Annotated in this window: 16 protein-coding genes; all 16 read left to right on the top strand. The window is 58.6% G+C overall.

What is annotated here, in order from left to right; translation table 11 throughout:
- Window positions 1-13: 13 nt before the first annotated feature.
- Window positions 14-1,159 (top strand): exonuclease SbcCD subunit D, encoded by a 1,146-nt coding sequence (locus HMPREF9161_RS01985; RefSeq protein ID WP_009728003.1) that lies wholly within the window; start codon window positions 14-16, stop codon window positions 1,157-1,159.
- Window positions 1,156-4,236, top strand: coding sequence for an AAA family ATPase (locus HMPREF9161_RS01980; RefSeq protein ID WP_009728002.1), 3,081 nt, complete (start codon window positions 1,156-1,158; stop codon window positions 4,234-4,236). The genes HMPREF9161_RS01985 and HMPREF9161_RS01980 overlap by 4 nt, the downstream gene beginning before the upstream one ends.
- Entirely contained in the window at window positions 4,233-7,799 is a 3,567-nt protein-coding gene (locus HMPREF9161_RS01975; protein WP_009728001.1) for a PD-(D/E)XK nuclease family protein, read from the top strand. Before HMPREF9161_RS01980 ends, HMPREF9161_RS01975 begins: the two co-directional genes overlap by 4 nt.
- Entirely contained in the window at window positions 7,789-11,613 is a 3,825-nt protein-coding gene (gene addA, locus HMPREF9161_RS01970; protein WP_009728000.1) for a helicase-exonuclease AddAB subunit AddA, read from the top strand. Before HMPREF9161_RS01975 ends, addA begins: the two co-directional genes overlap by 11 nt.
- A 65-nt stretch (window positions 11,614-11,678) precedes the next feature.
- Complete coding sequence (locus HMPREF9161_RS01965) at window positions 11,679-12,026, top strand: histidine triad nucleotide-binding protein (RefSeq protein ID WP_009727999.1); 348 nt, start codon at window positions 11,679-11,681, stop codon at window positions 12,024-12,026.
- A gap of 135 nt (window positions 12,027-12,161) precedes the next feature.
- On the top strand, window positions 12,162-12,344 hold the full coding sequence (rpsU, locus tag HMPREF9161_RS01960; RefSeq protein WP_005841552.1) for a 30S ribosomal protein S21: 183 nt from the start codon (window positions 12,162-12,164) through the stop codon (window positions 12,342-12,344).
- Window positions 12,345-12,436: 92 nt separating this feature from the next.
- The gene (locus tag HMPREF9161_RS01955) at window positions 12,437-12,880 is read left to right on the top strand and encodes a GatB/YqeY domain-containing protein (RefSeq protein ID WP_009727998.1); all 444 of its coding nucleotides are present in this window, start codon (window positions 12,437-12,439) and stop codon (window positions 12,878-12,880) included.
- Between the two features lie 104 nt (window positions 12,881-12,984).
- Window positions 12,985-14,070, top strand: coding sequence for a recombinase RecA (recA, locus tag HMPREF9161_RS01950; protein WP_009727997.1), 1,086 nt, complete (start codon window positions 12,985-12,987; stop codon window positions 14,068-14,070).
- A complete protein-coding gene (locus HMPREF9161_RS01945; RefSeq protein ID WP_009727996.1) occupies window positions 14,067-14,555 on the top strand; it encodes a regulatory protein RecX in 489 nt (162 codons plus the stop codon). The genes recA and HMPREF9161_RS01945 overlap by 4 nt, the downstream gene beginning before the upstream one ends.
- A gap of 21 nt (window positions 14,556-14,576) precedes the next feature.
- Entirely contained in the window at window positions 14,577-16,133 is a 1,557-nt protein-coding gene (gene guaA, locus HMPREF9161_RS01940; RefSeq protein WP_009727995.1) for a glutamine-hydrolyzing GMP synthase, read from the top strand.
- 123 nt (window positions 16,134-16,256) lie between these two features.
- Window positions 16,257-17,087, top strand: a complete 831-nt coding sequence (gene ispH, locus HMPREF9161_RS01935) for a 4-hydroxy-3-methylbut-2-enyl diphosphate reductase (RefSeq protein ID WP_009727994.1) — start codon at window positions 16,257-16,259, stop codon at window positions 17,085-17,087.
- Window positions 17,084-18,238 (top strand): 30S ribosomal protein S1, encoded by a 1,155-nt coding sequence (gene rpsA, locus HMPREF9161_RS01930; protein ID WP_071599607.1) that lies wholly within the window; start codon window positions 17,084-17,086, stop codon window positions 18,236-18,238. The genes ispH and rpsA overlap by 4 nt, the downstream gene beginning before the upstream one ends.
- Before the next feature lie 83 nt (window positions 18,239-18,321).
- A complete protein-coding gene (locus HMPREF9161_RS01925) occupies window positions 18,322-19,734 on the top strand; it encodes a DUF512 domain-containing protein (protein WP_009727992.1) in 1,413 nt (470 codons plus the stop codon).
- Window positions 19,735-19,751: 17 nt separating this feature from the next.
- Window positions 19,752-21,077, top strand: a complete 1,326-nt coding sequence (gene der / locus HMPREF9161_RS01920; RefSeq protein WP_009727991.1) for a ribosome biogenesis GTPase Der — start codon at window positions 19,752-19,754, stop codon at window positions 21,075-21,077.
- Complete coding sequence (gene plsY, locus HMPREF9161_RS01915; RefSeq protein ID WP_009727990.1) at window positions 21,077-21,658, top strand: glycerol-3-phosphate 1-O-acyltransferase PlsY; 582 nt, start codon at window positions 21,077-21,079, stop codon at window positions 21,656-21,658. Before der ends, plsY begins: the two co-directional genes overlap by 1 nt.
- Before the next feature lie 89 nt (window positions 21,659-21,747).
- The gene (locus HMPREF9161_RS01910; protein ID WP_009727989.1) at window positions 21,748-22,194 is read left to right on the top strand and encodes an ACT domain-containing protein; all 447 of its coding nucleotides are present in this window, start codon (window positions 21,748-21,750) and stop codon (window positions 22,192-22,194) included.

Genomic DNA, 22,194 nt, shown 5'->3' with positions numbered 1-22,194 from the left:
GTGAGGGATCTCTATGCGTTTTATCCATACGGCAGACTGGCATTTGGGAAAACTGTTCGGACAGCGGCATATGACGGAGGACCAAGCGTATGTGCTCGACGAACTGCTGGCGCTCTGCGCGGATGTTCGTCCGGACGCGCTTGTCATCGCGGGCGACGTATACGACCGTGCGATTCCGCCGCCGGAGGCTGTGGCGCTCTTCAGCGAAACTCTTGCAAAACTCGCTGCGCGCAATATCAAGGCGCTCTTTATCGCGGGCAACCACGACAGCGCCGTGCGCCTCGGGTTCGGCGCGGAGCTGCTGCGCGCGTCGGGCGTGTATCCCGCCGGAACGGTGCGCGCCGCGCAGCCGCCCGTCGTACTTTCCGACGCGTATGGGGACGTATATTTCTCCCTGATTCCCTATGGGGACCCGCCGCATGTGAAGGAGGCGTTTGCTCTGGAATCTATGCCGTCGTTTGACGCCGCGCTCGGCGTGCAGATTGCGGCGGCGCGGGCACAGATTCCGGCAGGGGCGCGCAGTGTGGCTGTGGCGCATGCCTTTGTCGTGGGCGGACAGCCGTCGGAGTCAGAGCACGCGCTGTCCGTCGGCGGCAGCGACCAGGTGCGGACGGAGAATTTTGCGGCGTATAACTATACGGCGCTCGGACATCTGCACGCGCCTCAGCGGGCGGGGGCGGAACATATACGATATTCCGGTTCGCTGCTCAAGTATTCGTTTGACGAGGCGCGCCAGAAAAAAGGCGTCGAACTCGTCGATATCGACGGCGCGGGGGCGGTGTCCCATGCCTTTTATCCCCTTGCGCCGCGTCATGACGTACGCATTGTCAGCGGGCTGATGACCGAACTCCTGTCGGAGGGATTCGACCCTTTGCCGCATGACGACTATATCTGTGCGGAGCTCCTCGACAGCGACGCCGTCCTTGCCGCACATGAGAAACTGCGGCAGATATATCCGAACCTCTTTTCCATCACGCGTCCCAATATCAATATGGGGCGCCTTTCTTCGAATGAAAGGACATATGAGCGCGGGCAGTCGGATTTCCGTCTCTTTGCAGATTTTTTCGCGGATGTGACGAAGGAGGAGATGTCGCCCGAGGAGGAGCGTGCGCTGAGCCGTGTCATCGATGACCTGGAAAGAGAGGAGCGGGCGGAGTGAGACCACTAAAGCTGCGGATGCAGGCATTCGGCTCCTACCTCGAGGAACAGGTGCTGGACTTTGAGGCGGCGCTTGCGGGCGTGCCGTTCGTATTGATTCATGGGGCGACGGGCGCGGGCAAGACGACGATACTGGATGCAATCGTATTTGCATTGTACGGCGAATCGAGTGACAACGTACGCGAGGGTGGGATGCTGCGCTCCTCCGCCGCGCCGCCGGAGCGGGTGACGGAGGTGGAGTACGTATTTGCGCTGGGGCGGCGGCGCTACCGCATCGTGCGCTCCCCTATGTATGAGCGTATGTCGCGCGGGAAGATGACGCGCCGCGCGGCGACGGGGCAGCTGTACAGAATTCCGGATATCGGGGAAACGGGCGAAGAGATTCTGCTCGCTTCCAATGTGACGGAGGTCTCAAAGCGCATCGGAGAACTGATCGGTTTCGATGCGGATCAGTTTCGTCAAGTGGTACTCCTTCCTCAGGGGCAGTTCCAACGCTTTTTACTTGCCGAGGTCAAAGACCGCAGCGCCATTATGCAGCGCATCTTCCGTACGGAGCGCTATCGGCGGCTCGAGGAGGCCTTGGTGCGAGAGGCGCAGGAACTCGAACGGGAATCGGCAGAGATGCGGGCGCGGACGGCACAGATGCTCGAAACGGAGCAGCTCGGCTCGGCGAAGGAACTGCGCGAACGCATCGCGCGGCTTGAAGAAGAGACGAAACTGCATGCGGCGCGGCTCGATGAGATGGAGCGGCAGGCGCAGGAGGCACGCCGCGCGCGTGAGGCGGGGGCGGCTGCGGAGACGAAATTGCAAGAGCTTGCGGGGGCGCGGAAACATGCCGATGAGATGCGGGCGAAGGAACGCTCCGTAGAGGCGTATCGCGTGCAACTCGAGCGCGCGCGCCGTGCGCTCCCCGTGTGGTATAAAGAGCGTGAGGAACAGCAATCTGCGATACAGGCAAAGCGTAAAGAAGAGGAACGGACAGATGCGCAGCGCCGTTGTATAGAGGCACAGAAGATATACATCGCGGCACAGGAAGTGCTCCGACATGAGGAGGCACGCGAAGAGGAACGCACACGCCTCACGCAGCGGATGCAGGCGCTGTCCGCTTATGTCGTGCAGGCACAGCAGCTGGCGGAGTGCCGCGGCGCTGCGGAGCAGCTCCGCGCAAACGCCGTACAAGCACAGGAGCAGAAAGATGCGGATGCGGCGGCACTTCAGGCATTGAATGCACAAATACAGGCGGCGGAAGAGCGTATTGCGGCGCTTGATAAAACGCTTGTGGGCGCGGAGGCTGCGGCGCAGGAAGAAGAGCGGCTGAACCGCTGCCGAAGGACAGCGGAGGAGGCGGAGATACTCTCCGCACAGATGCCCCGACTGCATAAGGCAGAGCAAGAGGCGCAGGATGCATGCACGGCGGCGGAGCAAAAACGAACCGCCGCCAAAACAACGCGGCGGCAGCTGCAGATTCTCTATGACCTCGGCAGTGCAGCCCGCCTCGCCGAGACCCTTGCCGAAGGGAAACCGTGTCCCGTTTGCGGCGCCCTCGCGCATCCGCACCCCGCCGTTCATGCGGAGGATATCCCTTCTGCACAGGAGTTAGACACGGCTGCGCAGATGGAAGAAGAGGCGGAGCGTCATCTGCAGCAATGCCGTACGCGGGCGGAGGAATGCAGGGCGCAGCGGGAGCGTACGGAACAGGATATACGCCGCGCACAGAAGGCGTTGGCGGATGTTCTCGGCGCAGATACGCTGGAGGACCTCACGCGGCGCACGAAGGCGCGCGGCGATGCGCTCGCGCGTGCACGGACGGAGTGCGCAGAGGCGAAAACGCGCCTTGTAAAGGACAAGAAGAACCTCATGCAGCTGGAGGTGTCGTGCACCGAGAAAGAGAAGGCGGCACAGGCGGCCCACGATGCGCTGCGCCTGCGCGAAGGCGAGGTGCGGGCGCTTGAGGCGCAGCTCCCGGCGGAATATCGGGACGGCGCTGCGCTCGAGGAGGAGCTGCAGAACGTCAAACATGCGGCGGAGATGGCAAAAGCGGCATATCTTGCGGCACAGCAGAAGGAAAAGGACGCTGTCGCCGTTTTTGCGCGCGCGGAAACGGAACTGCGTGTGAAAGTGACCGCCGCCGAGGAGAGCGCAGAGACGCACCGCACGGCGGCGGAGGCGTTTGCAGCCGCGCGCACGGAGGCGGGGTTCCCGTCGGAGGAAGAATACCGCGCGGCGGTCGAAGGGGATTGGGCGAATCCGGCGTTCCATAAAAGAGTCGAAGAACGTATCAAGGAGCATACGGACAACTATACCGCCGCCGTAGAGCTGATGAAAAAGGCGGAGCGCGCCGCTTTCGGCGTGAGCGCGCCCGATATGTCCGCGCTCATGGCGGCGGAAACAACGGCGGACACGGCGGTCAAGGAGGCGGCGCGGGCACAGGGCAGCCGCACGGAACGACTGAACGGGCTGAACCGTATGATGTACGATATCGATGCCCTGCATAAGGCCGGAGAAGCCCATGCGGAGCGCTACCGCGTCATGGGGAAACTCGCGCAGGTCGCGTCAGCGAAAGCCCCGTATCAGGTACACTTTCAGACCTATGTGCTGCGCTCGATTCTGAGCGATGTGATTGAGGCGGCGAACGCGCGGCTCGTCGTGATGAGCCGCGGACGCTATCGCCTTGCGCACGGAGAGGGCGGGCATAAAAATAAGTGGTGGGGACTTGAAATCGACGTGTTCGACGAGTACGAGGGACTTCCGCGCAAATCGCAGACGCTCTCGGGCGGCGAGACATTCCTTGCCTCGCTCGCGCTTGCGCTCGGGCTTTCCGACGTTGTGCAGCACTATGCGGGCGGGATGCATCTCGATATGATTTTCATCGACGAGGGATTCGGTTCGCTCGACAGCGAGACGCTCGACGTCGCTGTCCGCGCGCTGCTCGAGGTGCAGCGGGAAGGCGGACGGCTTGTCGGCATCATTTCGCATGTGGAGGAACTGCGCGCCCGCATTCCTATGCATCTCCTTGTCGAGCGAACGGCACAGGGCAGCAGAGCGCATTTTGCAGCGGGCGGCACGGAGGCGTTATGACGGCGAAACTGGAATTTATCATCGGGCGTGCGGGTACGGGAAAGACCCATGCTTGTCTCGGCGGGATGAGAGATGAAATCGAACGGGCGCCGCTCGGCCGGCAGCGCATTCTCCTCGTGCCCGAGCACATGACCTATGCCGCGGAACGTGCGCTTGCCGAGACGCTGACGCACGGCGCGGGATTCCTCCAAGCCTATGTCTTCGGCTTTCGCCGCTTTGCGCATCAGGTTTTGCTCGAGACGGGCGGAGCGCATATGCCGCGTATCAGCGACATCGGGCTGCGGATGCTGCTCAAGGATATTCTCATCAAACGAGCGGAGGAGCTCCCCGCCTTTGCGCACTCCATACGCAAACGCGGTTTTACGGAGACGCTTGCGGGTACGATTGCCGAACTCAGGCGCTATCGACTGCGCCCCGACCTCCTCCGTGCGTCGGCAGAGCGGATGGGTACGGGAAGGGAGCGGCTGCCGCAGAAACTCATCGCGTTGTCCGTTGTGATGGACGACCTCGCCGCGCGTATGGAGGGGCGGCTCACGGACCATACCGACCGTATGGAGCGGCTTGCCCGTCAGTTGAAGGATGCGCCGTTTCTTCGCAGCGCCGAGATTTGGGCGGACGGTTTCGACTTTTTCAATCCGCAGGAGCTTGCCGTATTTCGCGCGCTCTTCGAGACGGCGGCGTCCGTTCATGTGAGTTTGACGATGGAGGGCAGGCTAGAGGGCGGCGAGATTCGTGTGAATCTGCCGGAGAATACGCTGGAGACGGGGCTGTTCTCCCTTGGGTACCGCACGATGCGCAGCTTGGAACAGGCGCTTGCGGAGGTCGACCCGCACGCAGAATCTTCGATTCGCCTGATGGAGGGACAGCGCAGAACGCAGCGGTCGTCTCTTGCGGCCGTCGAAACGGGGCTCTTCGGACATGGGCGGCTTGTGCCCGCGGAAGACGATGCCCTCCGGCTCGTTGAGGCGGCGAATCCGCGCCTTGAGGCGGAGGCCGCCGCGGCGGACATTCTGCGTCTGGTGCGCGACCACGGATACCGCTGCAGCGAGATTGCCGTTCTCGTCCGAGATACGGAGCGTTACGGACAGCTCCTGACTCTTGTCTTTGCCGATTACGGCATTCCGTGTTATTTGGACGCAAAGAGACCAAGCACGCATCATCCGCTTGCAGAACTCCTGCGCGCCGCCGCACAGACGGCATGGCGCGGCTGGGGGTATGAGACGATGTTCCGCGCCCTGCGTACGGGGTTCTTTCCCGTCTCGGAAGGAGAAGACGGGGGAGAAACGTCCGTATTTCCTTTGGGCGGAGATTGGCAGGAGGCGGTGGATTGCCTCGAAAATTACTGCTTGGCATACGGCATCCGCTCGGAGCGGCAGTGGACGGCGACGGAAGATTGGGACTTCGTGCGCCGCGGCGTCGCTGCGGCGGAACATTTAACGGAACAGGATGCGCTGCGCATTGCCGAGGAGAAAGCGATCGACGCTATGCGGCGGCGGATTGCCGCGCCCCTTTCCCTGCTCAAACAGCATCTGAGCCGAAAGGACGGAACGGCGCGCGCCCGCACGCAGGCGCTTTACGATTTTCTCGCCGAACTTCATGCCGCCGAGAGTTTGGAGCGCTGGCGTGCGGCTGCCAATGCGGATGGCCGGCTTGCCGATGCGGCGGCACATCGGCAGATATGGGCGTCCTGCATGAACCTATTCGATCAACTTGTCGAGATTGGCGGCGATGCGGAGATCTCTGCGCGCGACTATGAGGAAATCCTCTCCGACGGGCTTGACGCCCTCGAGATTTCTTTGATTCCGCCGGGACTCGATCATGTGACGATTGCCTCCTTCGACCAAAACAGCCTTGCGGGCATCCGCGCCGCCTATATTGTCGGGGCAAATGCGGGAACGATGCCGCGTGCCGGCGCCCCGCAGGGCATGCTTTCGGATGCCGACCGCCTCTCCCTCAACGAATCGTTTCGCGCGATGCATGCGGACGCGTCGCCGGCAATATTCGGCGGGGGCCGCGAGCAGAGCTTTTTGGAGCGCTACCGGCTTTACCGCGGTTTTACGGAAGCGCGCGACTATCTCTGGGTGTCCTATGCGCTTGCCGGGAGCGACGGCGCGGCGCTCGCACCGTCGCCGCTCGTAAGGCGGCTGCATATGCTGCGTCCGACATTTCTCTCCATTCCCCTTGCCGCGGTCGAGCGCACGGATGAACTCGTGCTTGCGGCGCCCTATCCCGCGCTCTCTTCACTGGCAGGCGCCCTGCTCGGGCAAAAGGAACGCGGCGAGATGTGCCCCTTGTGGCGGGATGTCTACAACTGGATGCGGGACAGCGAGGAGATGCGCGCGCCGCTGCGTCTCATGGTGGGCGGGCTCTTTGCCCATCTGCGCGAGAACGAGATTCCGCCGGCGCTTGCGGTGCGTCTATTTGCGCGCGGCGGCCGTATCGGCGGGAGTACGACGCGGCTCGAGACGTTCCGTCAGTGCCCGTTCCGGCATTTTGCGCAGTATGGGCTGGGACTGCGTGAGCGCGACCGTTACGAATTTCAAAGCAATGACTTTGGAACCCTTTTGCACGGTGTTCTCCGCGGTTACGGGGAATGGGTGCGCGCGGCGCATCAAAATGATTGGGCTGCGGCGGCGGAATATGGGGATCAGAAGATCGACGCACTGCTGTCGGAGATTGTGCCGCAGGTGCGCAGCGAGGTGCTGCTGAGCTGCGCAAGTTACCGGCACCGTATCGAGCGGATTCGCAGCACCGCACGGCAGGTGATTCGGCACCTTACGGCATGGGCGGCGGCGTCTTCGTTCCGGCCGTATGGGTTTGAAATCAGTTTCGGCAGGCATGACGACGGCGTACCGATTGCGGCGTTTCCGCTCGCGGGCGGCGTGACGCTCTCCCTGCGCGGGCAGATTGACCGCCTCGACGTATCGGAGGACGGGGCGTATTATATCGTTCTCGATTATAAGACGGGCGCGGTCTCCCTGCAGCTGCCGGAGATTCGTTATGGTCTCAAGATGCAGCTGCTGCTCTACCTCTATGTCGTCCGCGGCCTGCTGAGCGATATGGACAGTTTCCCCGCGGGGATGCTCTATGCGCCGGCAGTCAATCCGATTGTCAAGAAGGATACGCGGCTCGGCGACGAGGCGCTGCAGGAAGAGATTTCGAAAAAAATGCTGCTGACGGGCTTTTTGATTGACGACGCCGAGATTGTGCGGCGTATCGACGCGTTAGCCGAACATATTTGCGTTTCCGTCAATAAAAACGGCAAGGAGCTCTCGAAGAGCTCCGCAAAATATCTGCGCGCGCGGGAGGAGTTTGAGCAGCTGCTCGCGTTCCTGCCGATGCTCGTACAGGGGACCGCCGAGGATATTCTGCGCGGCGATATCGCGGCGGCGCCGTATCGGTTCAAGGAGCGCAATGCCTGTACGTTCTGCGATTACCGTGCCGTCTGCGGGTTTGCACTGGAGCGGGGGGATGTCTATCGCGATATCCCGGACGATGCGCAGGCGGCGATGGCGGAGATTGCAAAGGCCGTAAGAGAGGAGGGAGATACGGATGGCGAATGAAATGCGCTTTACGGCGGACCAACGGCAGGCGATTGAACTGCGCGGTCAGAATATCCTTGTCGCCGCGGCGGCGGGCTCGGGCAAGACGCGCGTGCTCGTGGAGCGCATCATCGCGCAGGTGCGCCGCGCGGAGATTTCGCTGGACAGGATTCTCGTTCTGACCTTTACGAAGGCGGCGGCGTCGGAGATGCGCGAGCGCATTGAGCAGGCGCTCAATGCGGAAATCGATGCAATCGCGGCGGAGCGGGCGGATAATTCCGATGCGGATGAGGAAATTGCCGCGCTTGAACGTCAGCGTATCCTATTGACAGGGGCGGATATCTCGACGTTCCACTCCTTTTGCCAGCGCCTTTTGCAGGAGCATATCGACGCGACGGATATTCCGCCGAATTTCCGTCTTGCGAGCGAGCAGGAGATGCGGCTGTTCAAAAACGATGTGTTCGAGGCGGTATTGGAAAAGAAATACGACGATGCCGAGGAGCATGGGGACGCGGACGGCTTTCTGGCCTTTGCCGACGCCTACGGCGGGGAGAAGGGAGACGACGATAAGCTCCAGCGCGAGACGCTCGCCCTGTATCATTTTTCGCTCAGCCAGCCATCCCCCGAGACATGGCTTGGCGCGCAGGGCAGCGAGCCGGACGATACGCCCTTTTGGGCACGCACGGGTTTCCATGTGCTCGCAGATGAACTCCGCCGGACGATCGCAAAGCTGTGCGCGGACTATCGCCGCGCGATTGAACTCTTAGCGGCGCAAGAGGAGGACTTCTGCGCGGCGGCGGCAAAATGCCGCGACATTCTCATTCATAATTTGGGCGTTAACGAGGAGCTGCAAGGCGCCGTGGAGGCGTTTGCGCAGGCGCATGACGATGCGGGATGGACGCAGTTTTTAGAAACTGCCGCGGCGGCGAAGAAGGCGCGGTCGAGCCTTCCGCGCAAGCAGGTAGAGGAGGCTAATACCGCGGTAGGCGCCGCATTCAATCGGCTGACCGGAAAAATTCACGCGGCTTGGGATGCCTGTACGGCGCAGCTCGCCCCGACGCCTGCGGAACTCTGCGCCGCGGAGAATCGGGCAAATGCGGCCGTTCGACGCTACGCGCAGTTGGCAATAGAGTTTCACCGTGCGCTTCGCCGTGAAAAAATTGCGCGCGGCCTCTTGGATTTCAGCGACCTCGAGCATGAGACGCTGCGGCTTTTGTGCGCGCATCCCGAGCGGCTACAGGAGAATCCGACCGTTGCAGACCCGACGGAGACTGCCCGCGCGCTGCAGGAACGTTTCGATGCCGTCATGGTGGACGAATACCAAGATACCAATGGTTTGCAGGAGGGGATTCTGCGGCAGATTGCGCGCAGCGACAACCGGTTTATTGTCGGCGATGTGAAACAGAGCATCTATCGGTTCCGGCTCGCGGATCCGACACTCTTCCAAGAGACGTATCGGGCATACCGCGGGGGGGCGGCGGAGGGCACGCTCGTCACGATGTCGGAGAATTTCCGCAGTCGTGCCGAGGTGCTCGAACCCATTAATTATATCTTTTCACAGGTCATGACCGACAGCGCCGTTGAGATTGCATACGATGAAAAGGCGCGTCTCAATCCCGAGCGCATCTTTGAGGACGCCCTCACGGATGGAAAATCTCTTGCGGGCCCCCTGGAGCTGAATCTGCTCCATGTAGATTATGCTGCGGAGACGGATGACGAATCCGCGGGGGAGGCCGCAGAACTGAAGGCCTTCGAGGTAGAGGCGCGATGGATTGCGCGGCGTATTCGTACGCTCACGGAAGAGAACTACATCGTGCACGACGGGCACGGCGGACATCCGCTTTCTTACAGAGATATCGTGATTCTTCTGCGTGCGGCAAAAGAGCGGGCGAATATCCTGCTCGAGGTGCTCCGCACGGAGGGAATTCCCGCATACGCGGACGAGACGGCGGGCTATTTCGAGTCGAGCGAGATACGCATGATGCTCGCCTTGCTTGCCTCGCTCGACAATGCGCGGCAGGACACCGCGCTCACGGCGGTGCTTGCCTCGCCGATGATCGGCCTGCGTATGGAGGAACTGGCATATCTGCGTGTCAACACGCCGCATGGAAGTATCTACGAGATGCTGACGGCAGAGGCGGGGGATGAAATACCCGCGGGCATTGTGACACGCGCGCACGCGGCGATCGACCGTATCCGCGCTTGGCGCAGCTATGCGCTCGTGCACAGTGTGCCGGAACTTCTTTGGATGCTCTATCGCGACACGGGATACTACGACTATGTGGGAGCGCTTCCCGGCGGCGTTCTGCGGCAGGCGAACCTGCGTATGCTCATCGACCGGGCGGCGGAGTTTGAACGCACGAACGAGCGCGGGCTCTTTCGGTTCCTGCGCTATATCGACGCGCTGCGCAGGCGCAATACGGATTTATCCGTTGCCCGTACGCTCGGCGAAAGCGAGAACGTCGTGCGCATCATGACCATCCATAAGAGCAAGGGGCTTGAGTTTCCTGTCGTCTTTTTGGCCAACATCGGCGGCGCGTTCAACGAGCAGGATATGCGCGGCGATCTTCTCTACCATGCGCGGGAAGGCATCGGCCTGCGCGTCTATGAAAATACGTCGGTGGGGCGGCAGAAATACGATACGCTATCGCTGCGCCGCGTTAAGGCGGCGATCAAGAGAGAGACCAAGGCGGAGGAAATGCGCATCCTCTACGTCGCCATGACGCGCGCACAGGAAAAACTCGTTCTGACGGGGACGCTGAATGTGACGCGCAGCGGCAAGGATAAGCTGGAACAGCTGCGCGAAAAATGTTTGGCATACGCGCGGGAGAAGGATGCCGCTTTGCCGGACGAGGCAATCCTCGCGGGGAAGTCCTATCTCGACTGGATTGCGCTCGCACTCATGCGCCATCCGGACGGTGCGCTGCTCTTTGGAAGCGCGGCGGACATTACACTATATCCGCCCGCTTCACCCGCAGCGCGGTTCGATGTCCGTATTTTAGAGGAAGATGCGCGCGCTGTGCAGCGGAAACCTGCGGACGAGAATGATTCGGTGCTTGCCGCCGTAGCTGCGGACGAACCTCTTCCGGAGAGCGTAGCGGCAGCGGATGTCGCGCGCATCCTAGACTGGCGTTACGATGCGCGCGGGACGGAGCATATCCACGCCAAGACCAGCGTCACGGAACTGAAACGGCAGCGTGCCGCCGTGGAGGAGGCACTGCCGCCTTTTGCGCCCGCCGTCAGCGAATCATCGGTTGGTGCAGACGCGTGGGAGACGCCGCAGTTTCTCCGCAGCGCGGCGCATACGTATCTCACGCCGATGGAGCGCGGTATTGCGATGCATACGGTCATGCAGCAGCTCGACCTCTCGGATGCCGCGGATATCGACGCCATTGTCCGGCAGGCGGATGCGCTGCTCGCGCAGGGGATTCTCACGGAGGCGGAACGCGATAGCATTCGAATCGAACACATATGGAAATTTGCAGCCTCTCGGCTCGGCCGCCGTATGCGTGCGGCAAAAGCCGTTTATCGGGAACTCCCGTTCGGGCGACTCTTGCCCGCGCAGAACTATTATACGGAGGCGCAGGATGCCGGAGACAAAATCTTTCTGCAAGGCATCATCGATGTGCTCTTTGAAGAAGAAAACGGCAATTATGTGCTGCTCGATTATAAGACCGATAGAAAAATCTCCGCGGATGCGGCGCGGGCACGCTATCGGTTCCAAATTGACCTTTACGGCAGCGCCGTGGAGACCATTCTTGGAAAACCCGTGAAAGAACGCTATCTCTTTCTCCTCGATACGGGACAGGAAGTGCGGATGTGGAACGACACATGACGGCAGGGGATTATTTTTATTTGGAGAATTATTTAAATGTGACGATATGAAAGGAAGTGTACACAATGGCTGATTGTATTTTCTGTAGGATTGCGCAGGGGGAGATTCCCTCGGCAAAGGTCTATGAGGACGATACGGTGCTCGCGTTCCGCGACCTTGACCCGCAGGCGCCGGAGCATGTGCTTGTGATTCCGAAGAAACATATCGGCAGCGTTTTGGCGTTCACCGATGCGGATAAGGAACTTGCCGGGCATATACTGACGGAGGTTGTGCCTGCCGTTGCACGCTCTTGTGGTATAGATGCCGGGGGGTTCCGCCTGGTGACCAATACGGGGGCGGACGGAGGCCAGACAGTCGGGCATCTGCACTTCCATCTGCTCGGGGGACGGTTGCTCACATGGCCGCCGGGCTGACGCTTTCTCAATGAGAATGAGTATTTTATGAGAATTTCAGTTCGACGATTGACACAGATTATCCCCATAGAGTATAATGTATTCGTGTCATTTATTGGCGCGATATTACTCCGCGTGTGGAGGGAGGGGAAATGCATGGCAAATGAAATCAAGGTCGGCAAAAACGAGTCGATCGACAGTGCTCTCCGCCGCTTTAAGCGTATGTCACAGAAGGCCGGCACTCTTGCAGAGGTGCGTAAGCGTGAACATTACGAGAAACCGAGCGTTCGCCGCAAAAAGAAGTCTGAGGCAGCGCGTAAACGCAAATACAGAGGCTGATTGCAAAAGGCATCCGTGGACGCTGTGTCACGGATGCTTTTCTTTATTTCGGTATACTTATTTCCGGGATTATGGAGAAAGGAAGTCATAATATGTCGCTCATGGAACAGCTGACCGCAGATATGAAGGCAGCGATGAAGCAAGGGCAGAAAGAGCGCCTGTCCGTTATTCGGCTGGTGCGCGGCGCCGTTCGGCAGGCAGAGATCGACGGCAAGAAAACCCTTACGGACGACGAGGTCCTCGGCGTCATCGGCAAGGAGGTCAAGATGCGCCGCGATTCCATCGAGGAGTTCGCGCGCGGCGGACGGACGGATCTTGTCGAAAAGACGCAGGCGGAAATCGAGATCCTCATGCCTTATTTGCCGGAACAGATCGGTGCGGACGAAGTTCGAAAGATCGTCGAAGAAGTTATTGCCGAAGTCGGCGCGGCAACCCCGAAGGATATGGGAAAGGTGATGGGGGCGCTGATGCCGCGTGTCAAGGGCCGCGCGGACGGGAAACTCGTCAATGAAATCGTTCGCTCGCTGCTCAAATAATATATGTCGGTACGATATAAAAATCCCCCGTGTTTTCTTTGACAAAATACCGGGGATTTTCGTATAATTAGTAGGACTTTATTGTATACAAAGGAGCGGACGACATGGCGGAGAAAGAAAAAAAGGACACTAAAAAAGACGGCCGTACGGCGCGGGAAGAAGCGCTCGAACAGGCGCTCAAGCAGATTGAGAAAACGCACGGCAAAGGCTCTATTATGCGTCTCGGCGAGGCGAAGGCCAATATGAATATCGAGGTCATATCGACCGGTATCCTGCCGCTCGATATCGCGCTCGGCGTCGGCGGTATCCCGCGCGGGCGCATCATCGAGGTGTTCGGTCCGGAGTCCTCCGGAAAGACGACCGTCACGCTGCATATGATCGCCGAAGCGCAGAAAGCCGGCGGTATCGCGGCGTTCATCGACGCGGAGCATGCGCTCGATCCGGAGTATGCCAAGAGGCTTGGCGTCAATATCGAGGAACTGCTGATCTCCCAGCCGGATACGGGAGAGCAGGCGCTTGAGATCGTCGATGCGCTCGTGCACAGCGGCGCGGTCGATATTATCGTCGTGGACTCCGTGGCGGCACTCGTACCGAAGTCCGAAATTGAAGAGGACATGGGCTCGTCCCATGTCGGGCTTCAGGCGCGCCTCATGAGCCAGGCAATGCGCAAACTCACGGGCATTATCAGCAAGACGCGTACGGTTGCCATATTCATCAACCAGCTGCGCGAGAAGATCGGCGTTACCTACGGCAACCCGGAGACGACGACGGGCGGACGCGCGCTGAAATTCTACGCGTCGGTGCGTATCGACGTGCGCCGTATCGATGCCATCAAGCAGGGAACGGACTCGCTCGGCAACCGTACACGTGCGAAGATTGTCAAGAACAAGGTCGCGCCGCCGTTCAAGACGGCGGAGTTCGATATTATGTACGGAGAGGGCGTCTCCCGGATCGGCAGCATCATCGATATGGGCGTTGATCTGGATATTGTCGATAAGAGCGGCGCATGGTACTCCTACGAGGGCAATCGTCTCGGACAGGGGAAAGAGAACGCGAAGATCACGCTCGAAAGTCAGCCGGAACTCATTGCGGAAATCGACGATAAGATCCGGGCGGAGCTGCTCGCAAACCGCGACTCCGAAGGGGGCGGCGGGGCGAACAACGCAAAGGCGGCGGAGACGGAGGCGTGAAAGAGGCGCGAAGCGAGCCCCGCCGGAAACGTACGCCTGCGGAGAAAACCGCGCTTGTCACTGCCGTAGACTATCTTGCGCGTCAGGCGCACAGCGAAAGAAAACTGCGTGAAAAACTTGAGCGCAAGGGCTTTCCGCAGGAGGAGATCGACGCGGCCATCGCGCGTCTCATCGAACGGCGTTATCTCGACGATGCGGATCTTTGCGCGCAGCAATTCATGTATCTCTATAACGAGAGCCGTAATTCCGTGCGGCAGATTTTTGTGAAACTCATGCAGCGCGGCTTCGATAAGGAACTCATCCGCAGCGTCGTTCCGGACGATACGGCGGAACGCGAGACCGCGGCTGCGGAGCGCGTGCTCGCGATGAAATTCAAGCCGACGGATGTGCGGCAGAAAATGATGGCGAATCTCTATCAAAAAGGGTTTTCCATAGACGCAGCGCATGCCGCCGTTCGAAATTTTACAGAAGGCGCAGAAGAATAACAGCAGAAAGGGCTTTCCACTATGAACAGATCCGATGCCCCCGAAATGATTTTGGTGCTCGACTTCGGCGGTCAGTATAATCAGCTCATTGCCCGCCGCGTGCGCGAGAACCATGTCTACTGTGAGGTGCATCCGCATACGCTATCGCTTGCTCAGATTCGGGAACTTGCGCCGCGGGGCATCATCCTGACGGGCGGACCAAACAGCGTGTACGGTGCAGGCGCCGTGACGGCGCCGCGGGAACTGTTTTCCATGGGCATTCCGGTGCTCGGTATCTGTTACGGCGCGCAGCTCATGGCACATCTGCTCGGCGGCACAGTCGAGACGGCGCCGACAAGCGAGTACGGCCGGACAGAAGTGGACATCGTCGGAACGGATTCGCCGCTCCTTCGCGGGATTCCGGCGAAAAACGTCTGCTGGATGAGTCATACGGACTATATCAGCGCCCCCCCTGCGGGATTCTCAGTGACGGCGCGTACGTCCGTCTGTCCGATCGCGGCGATGGAGCATGCGTCGAGGCGTCTCTATGCCGTTCAGTTCCATCCTGAGGTTATGCATACGGAGCACGGTACGGAGATTCTGCGGAACTTCGTCTACAATGTCTGCGGCTGCACGGGCACATGGCATATGGGGTCTTTCGTCCGGAAAACGATCGAGGAACTCCGCGAAAGGATCGGCGGCGGACGCGCGCTTTGCGCCCTCTCCGGCGGCGTGGACTCCTCCGTGGCCGCGGTACTTCTCTCCAAGGCGATTGGAAGGAACCTCACCTGTGTCTTTGTCGATCACGGACTCCTGCGCAAGGACGAGGGGGACGAAGTAGAAGCCGTATTCGGCAGTTCCGGCACCTACGACGTCAACTTTATCCGCATCAATGCGCGGGAACGCTTCTATAAAAAACTGAGGGGCATCACGGAACCCGAGGAGAAACGCAAGATCATCGGCGCGGAGTTCATCCGCGTATTCGAAGAGGCGGCGCATGAGATCGGTGCGGTCGATTTCCTTGTGCAGGGAACCATTTACCCGGACGTGATTGAAAGCGGTCTCGGGAAATCGGCTGTGATCAAATCCCATCACAATGTCGGCGGTCTGCCCGATCATGTGGATTTTAAGGAGATCGTCGAGCCGCTGCGTCTCCTTTTTAAAGATGAAGTGCGTGCGGCCGGGCGTGAACTTGGAATTCCCGATGATCTTGTCGATCGGCAGCCGTTCCCGGGACCGGGGCTTGGGATCCGCATCGTCGGCGAGGTGACGGCGGAGAAGGTTCGCATCGTCCAGGATGCGGACGCCATCTATCGCGAGGAGATTGCAAACGCGGGGATTCAGAGGGGGCTCGGACAGTATTTTGCGGCGTTGACCAACATGCGTTCCGTCGGCGTGATGGGAGACGGGCGCACCTATGATTATGCCGTCGTCCTGCGTGCCGTTGCGACGAGCGATTTTATGACTGCGGAAGCGGCACAGATCCCCTGGGATGTTCTCTCCAAAGTGACGACGCGAATCGTCAACGAGGTGCGCGGCGTCAACCGCGTTCTGTACGACTGCACCGGGAAACCGCCCGCAACCATAGAGCTTGAGTGAGAAAAAAAAATAAATTTCATTTGCGCGGGCGGGATTGCCGTGTTATACTGTTAAACAGATTGTATGGCTGGGATTATGTTTGTGTGCGTTCATTGAGAATGATTACACGCTATGGTGAGGTCTATGGAGGTTATCTTAGCGGAGCATCTGGGCTTCTGTTACGGCGTTAAGCGCGCCATTGAGATTGCCAGGGAGAACGCCTCCGCGGACGGTACGTCCAGTACGCTCGGTCCGATCATCCATAATCCGCAGATGGTGGAACGCCTCAAGAACGAAGGGGTCGGCACTGTCGATTCGCTCGAAGAGATGGATGACGGACTCGTCATCATCCGCTCCCACGGTGTCGGTCCAAAGGTATACGAGGAGGCGGAGTCACGCGGGTTAGAACTGGTAGATGCGACCTGCCCCCATGTCAAGAAGGCGCAGCTTTCGGCAAAGCTTTTATCCGACGAAGGATATACGGTCGTAATTGTCGGGGAGAAAAATCATCCGGAGGTCAAGAGCATCTTCGAATGGACGGGATACGGTGCGCATATTATCGAGACCGAGGCGGAGGCGGAGGCCCTGCCGAAGTTCGGGAAACTCGGCGTTGTTTGTCAGACGACATTTTCGAGCGATCGGTTTCGGAGCATCGCCGCGTGTCTTTTGGAAAAGTCCCGTGATATCAAGATTCTCCGTACCATATGCACGGCGACGGACATGCGTCAGGCCGCGGCGTTGGATCTTGCCGAACGGGTGGACACGATGCTTGTCGTCGGCGGCAAGAACAGCGCGAATACCTCGCGTCTTGCGCAGCTGTGTGCGGAAAAATGTAAAACATACCATATCGAAACTGCAGCGGAACTGCAGGACGATTGGATAAAAAATGTTAATAAAATTGGTATTACAGCCGGTGCGTCTACACCGGACTGGATTATCAAGGAGGTTTATAAACAGTGTCAGAACAGAGCATGAAAGAACTTTTGGAACAGGAAGAAATGCCCGATTTCCAGGAGCGCACCGTCGTCAAAGGAGTTGTCGTACAGGTCTCCCGCGACGAGGCGTATGTCGATATCGGGTACAAACAGGAAATTCCTGTCTCTAAGAGGGATCTTGCCGTTCCCGCCCCGGACGATGCCCGCGATGTCGTGAAGGTCGGAGATGAGATTGACGTCTACATCAAGTCTCTCGGCGGCGACAACGGGGGCAGTTTGTCCAAGGTTGAAGCAGATAAAATGGCCGCTTGGAAGGATATTGAGGTCATTCAGGCGAATGGCGATACGGTTGAGGCAAAGATTGCGAAAGAGGTCAAAGGCGGTCTTGTGGCCTATGTCATGGGCCTGCGCGGATTCATTCCGGCCTCGCAGATGGAGCTTCACTTCGTAAAGGATCTCTCGGTCTATGTCGACCAGACGGTAGAGGCCGAGATCATCGAAGTGGATGTTCAGAAGCGCCGTCTCGTGCTCTCGCGCCGCAAACTCCTCGAGCGCGACCGCGCCGAGAAGGAGGAGGCCGTGTTCTCCGCCATCGAGCCGGAGCAGGTCGTACGCGGTACGGTCAAGCGTATCGTCGATTACGGGGCGTTCATCGATATCGGCGGCGTAGACGGTCTGGCACATATCTCCGACCTCGCGTGGCACCGCGTTAAGCATCCGTCCGAGGTACTCGAGGTCGGTCAGGAACTCGACGTCTATGTGAAAAGTGTCGACCGCGATGCCAAGCGTATCTCTCTCTCCGTTAAGGATACGCTTCCGGATCCGTGGATTGAGAAGGCCGAGAAGTATGCGGAAGGCGATTTCATCGAAGGAAAGATCATCAAGCTGACGGATTTCGGTGCGTTCATGGAAATCGAGCCGGGTTTTGACGGCCTGATTCCGATGGGCGAACTTGCCGAGAAACGCATTGAGCGTGCGGATGAGGCTGTCCACACGGGCGATATCGTCACGGTCAAGGTGCTCCGCATCGACACGAAGCGCAAGCGTATTTCGCTTTCGATCACCAAGGCGAAGCGCGATGCGGATGCTGCGGAAGTTAAGAAATATATTGACGAAACCCAGGCCGAAAAGGCCGAATCCAGCGAGAATACCGAAGGTCAGGTTGAAGCACATCTTGATTGGCTGAAGTAAGAAGCTGAGAAAATTTACATAACTTCATAAAAAACGAAGGAGTGATGTTATGTCACTCCTTTTTCATGGAAAGGAGGGGAACTGTGGCAAAAATCTATCCGGGCGTTATCCTGCGCGTGCTGAAAGGCAGCATTGCCGAAGAATTGGAACTTGTACCGGGGGATAAGATTCTCAAGGTAAACGGTGCGGCAATGCGCGATATCATCGATTTCAGCTTCGCGATGGCGGACGAGGAGATCGAACTTCTTGTGGAACATCCGGACGGAACGCAGGAGATCGTTGCGTTCGATAAGGATTACGATGAAGAACTCGGCGTTGAATTTGAACGCGCCGTGTTCGACGGTATACGCGAGTGTGCAAATCACTGTTATTTCTGCTTCGTCGATATGATTGGGCCGGATATGCGCCACAGCCTATCCGTCAAGGACGACGATTACCGCCTCTCTTTTCTGTATGGGAACTTCGTCACGCTCACAAATATGGGGGAGGCGGACTTTGCCCGTATCAAGCGGCTCCACTTGTCTCCCCTCTACGTATCGGTACAGTGTACGAATCCGGCCCTGCGTGCGGAGATGCTGCGCTATAAGGGGGCGGGCGATATCCTGGGAAAGCTGGATTGCCTTGAGGCGGCAGGTGCGGAATACCATACGCAGGTGGTCCTCTGCCATGGGCTGAACGATGGAGAGGAGTTGGAACGCACGATTAGCGATATCGCGGCGCGGCGTCCGCATGCGTTGTCCCTCGCCATCGTTCCGGTCGGCCTCACAAAACACCGCAGCGATCCGTTCCCACTCGTGCAGTTCGACCGCGCGGGAGCAGGTGCTGTGATCGATCAGGTCGAGGCGTGGCAAAGGAAGATACGCGCCGAGGAGGGGCGGACGTTTATCTATTTGGGGGACGAGTTCTACTTCCTTGCCGGGCGCGAGGTACCGCCCGCGAAGATGTATGACGGTTTTCCGCAGCTCGATAACGGCATCGGACTGACGCGGAATTTTATCGAAGAGTGGAAGCGTGCGGAGAAGAATCTTCCCGGACGAGAGGATGATACCGTGCTCTGCGTGATCAGCGGTACGGCCGTCGCGCCTGTGATGGAACGGCTCGCACGGGAACTCGACCCGGAGAAACGCCGCATCCATGTTCTGCCGGTTGAGAATCGTCATTTTGGTACGACGGTCAACGTATCGGGCCTGCTGACGGGGCACGATATCATTCATGCCCTGCACCTTGCGGATTTCGGCGCAGACGGGGTCCTTATTCCGGCCTCGGCGCTGCGCGAGGGAGAAGACATATTTTTAGATGATATCTCTCTCTCCGATATGCGCCGCGCATTCCCGCATACGCGCATCGAGCCGGTGGCGACGGGCGCCGACTATCGGGAAGCGTTGGCATTTTTCGGCGGGTACCATCGAGACCGTGCCAGCGGCGGCTATACGTGGCAGAGTAACGCAGGGTATACGAAACCCGTTGCGGGAGTCAGTCGCCGCGCCGGCGCATAGAGGGGAGTGAAAATAAGATGAGTAAACCGATTGTTGCCGTTGTTGGGCGGCCGAATGTTGGAAAATCGACGCTGTTCAATCAGATCGGAAAGAAACGCGTTTCTATTGTGGACGATATGCCGGGGGTCACGCGCGACCGTATCTATATGGATGCCGAATGGCTGAACCGCGAGTTCACTATCATCGATACGGGCGGCATTGAGTTTGACGACAGCAATCACATTCTGCGCTCCATGCGCAGCCAAGCGGAACTTGCCATGGAAGAAGCCGATGTGATCCTATTTCTTGTCGACGGACGTGCGGGCTTAACGTCTTCTGACGAGGAGGTTGCTCGGCTGCTGCGCCGAACGAATAAGCCGGTCACCCTTGCCGTCAATAAGATTGACAGTTTTGACCGTGAGGCATTGATCTACGATTTCTATGCGCTTGGACTCGGAGACCCGATTGCCATTTCCGCGTCGAATGCGATGAACCTCGGGGATCTTCTCGATGCGATTGTGGCTGCGTTTCCAACGGAGGCGGGAGATGGCGGGGAATCCGATGAGATTGCGATTGCCGTCGTGGGGCGCCCGAATGTGGGGAAATCCTCGCTTGTCAATCGACTGCTCGGCGAGGAACGCGTCATTGTCAGCGATGTGCCTGGAACGACGCGCGATGCCATCGACACGCACTTTACCCGCGATGGGGCGAAGTATCTTTTGATCGACACGGCGGGGATGCGGCGCAAGGGCAAGATTACACTTCCCGTTGAGCGCTACAGCGTCATGCGTTCTCTGCGTGCGATCGACCGTGCCGCCGTCGTCCTGGTGCTCATTAACGCCGCCGAGGGGATTCTCGAGCAGGATACGAAGATCGCGGGGTATGTGCACGAATCGGGGAAGGGCGTCATCATCATCGTCAACAAATGGGATATTTTTCCGGAGAAGAACGATAAGTCCACGCTGCGGTTCACGGATGATCTGCGCGAAAAGCTGGGCTTTCTCCAATACGCGCCCGTACTCTATACTTCCGCGCTCACGGGGCAGCGTGTCGATCGCGTGACGGAACTTGTTAAATATGTTGCGGAGCAGCAGTCGATGCGGATCAGGACGAGCGTACTCAACGAATTGATCCGCGATGCGGTTTCGGTCAATCCGCCTCCAACTAAGAAGGGAAGGCAGCTCAAGATCCTCTTTCTTACACAGGTGGGGATTATGCCGCCAACCTTTATTATCTTCGTGAACGATCCGGAACTCATGCATTTTTCTTATCTGCGCTTTATCGAGAATCGCCTGCGTGAGAGTTTTGGATTCGAGGGGACGCCGCTGCGCCTGATCGTGCGCGCGCGGAAGGAGGAAGAGTGATGGGCATGTACTTGCTGGCGGCAGCGGCGGCATATCTGATCGGTTCTGTTCCGAGCGGGCTGATTCTCGGCAAACTCCTATGGCATACGGATTTGCGCCGATACGGGAGCCATAATATCGGTGCGACGAATGCGTGGCGGACGCTTGGCAAGATTGCAGGCATCATTATATTCCTCGCGGATAATTTCAAAGGACAAGCGGGCGTGTGGATCGGGATTGCACTTGTCGGCACGCCGCTTGCGGCTGTTCTTTGCGGTTTTGCCGCCATTGTGGGGCACAGTTTCTCACTTTTCCTTCGTTTTCATGGAGGAAAGGGAGTGGCTACCTCGCTCGGTGTGCTGACAATGCTGATGGGAAATGTGACCCTTATCGTCTTTCTTGTGTGGATCATTGTCGTATATATGACGCGCTATGTGTCGCTTGGATCGGTTCTGGCGGGAATTCTCACACCGATCCTGACCGCGGCCTTCGGCTATCCGCTCGAGTATCTGTTTTTTACCGTTCTTGCCGCCGCGCTAGTGATTGTGCGCCATCGCGAGAACATCGAGCGGCTCGTGCGCGGAACGGAGAATAAAATTTAATTCCGCGCGTTTATTGTGCAATTCGTTTTCGGTATGATATACTTGCTCTGTCTACGCTAAAGGGCTTTTTATCCATTGGAGGAATCATTATGGGGATCGACATGAACGGCGTCTATCTCGTACGTGAAGAGATTTTACCGAAGTCCATCAGAAAGACCATTCTTGCCAAAGAGATGATTCACCGCGGAGAAGTTCTGACTGTCAATGAAGCGGTCGCCAAGGCGAACCTCAGTCGAAGCGCCTATTATAAGTATAAAGATTATGTCTTTCCATTTTTCGAAGCGACGCGTGACAAGATCATTACATTATCCTTGTCGATCCGCCGTCAAAGCGGCGTCCTGCGGGACGTCCTCGGCGTTATTGCCGCGGCCGAAGGAAACGTGATGACTGTCAACCAAGGGCTGCCAATGCAGGGAACGGCACGTGTTGACATTGCTGTGGAGACGATATATTTGAAGGGCGATTTACAAGCTCTTATGGATGGGATCAATCGTGTGGCGGGGGTAGAGCGCCTCGAAGTTATTGCGCAGTCGTAA

Origin of the sequence: Selenomonas sp. F0473 (assembly GCF_000315545.1) — a bacterium.
Classification (GTDB): Bacteria; Bacillota; Negativicutes; order Selenomonadales; family Selenomonadaceae; genus Centipeda.
This window is presented reverse-complemented; position numbering and strand designations above follow the sequence as displayed.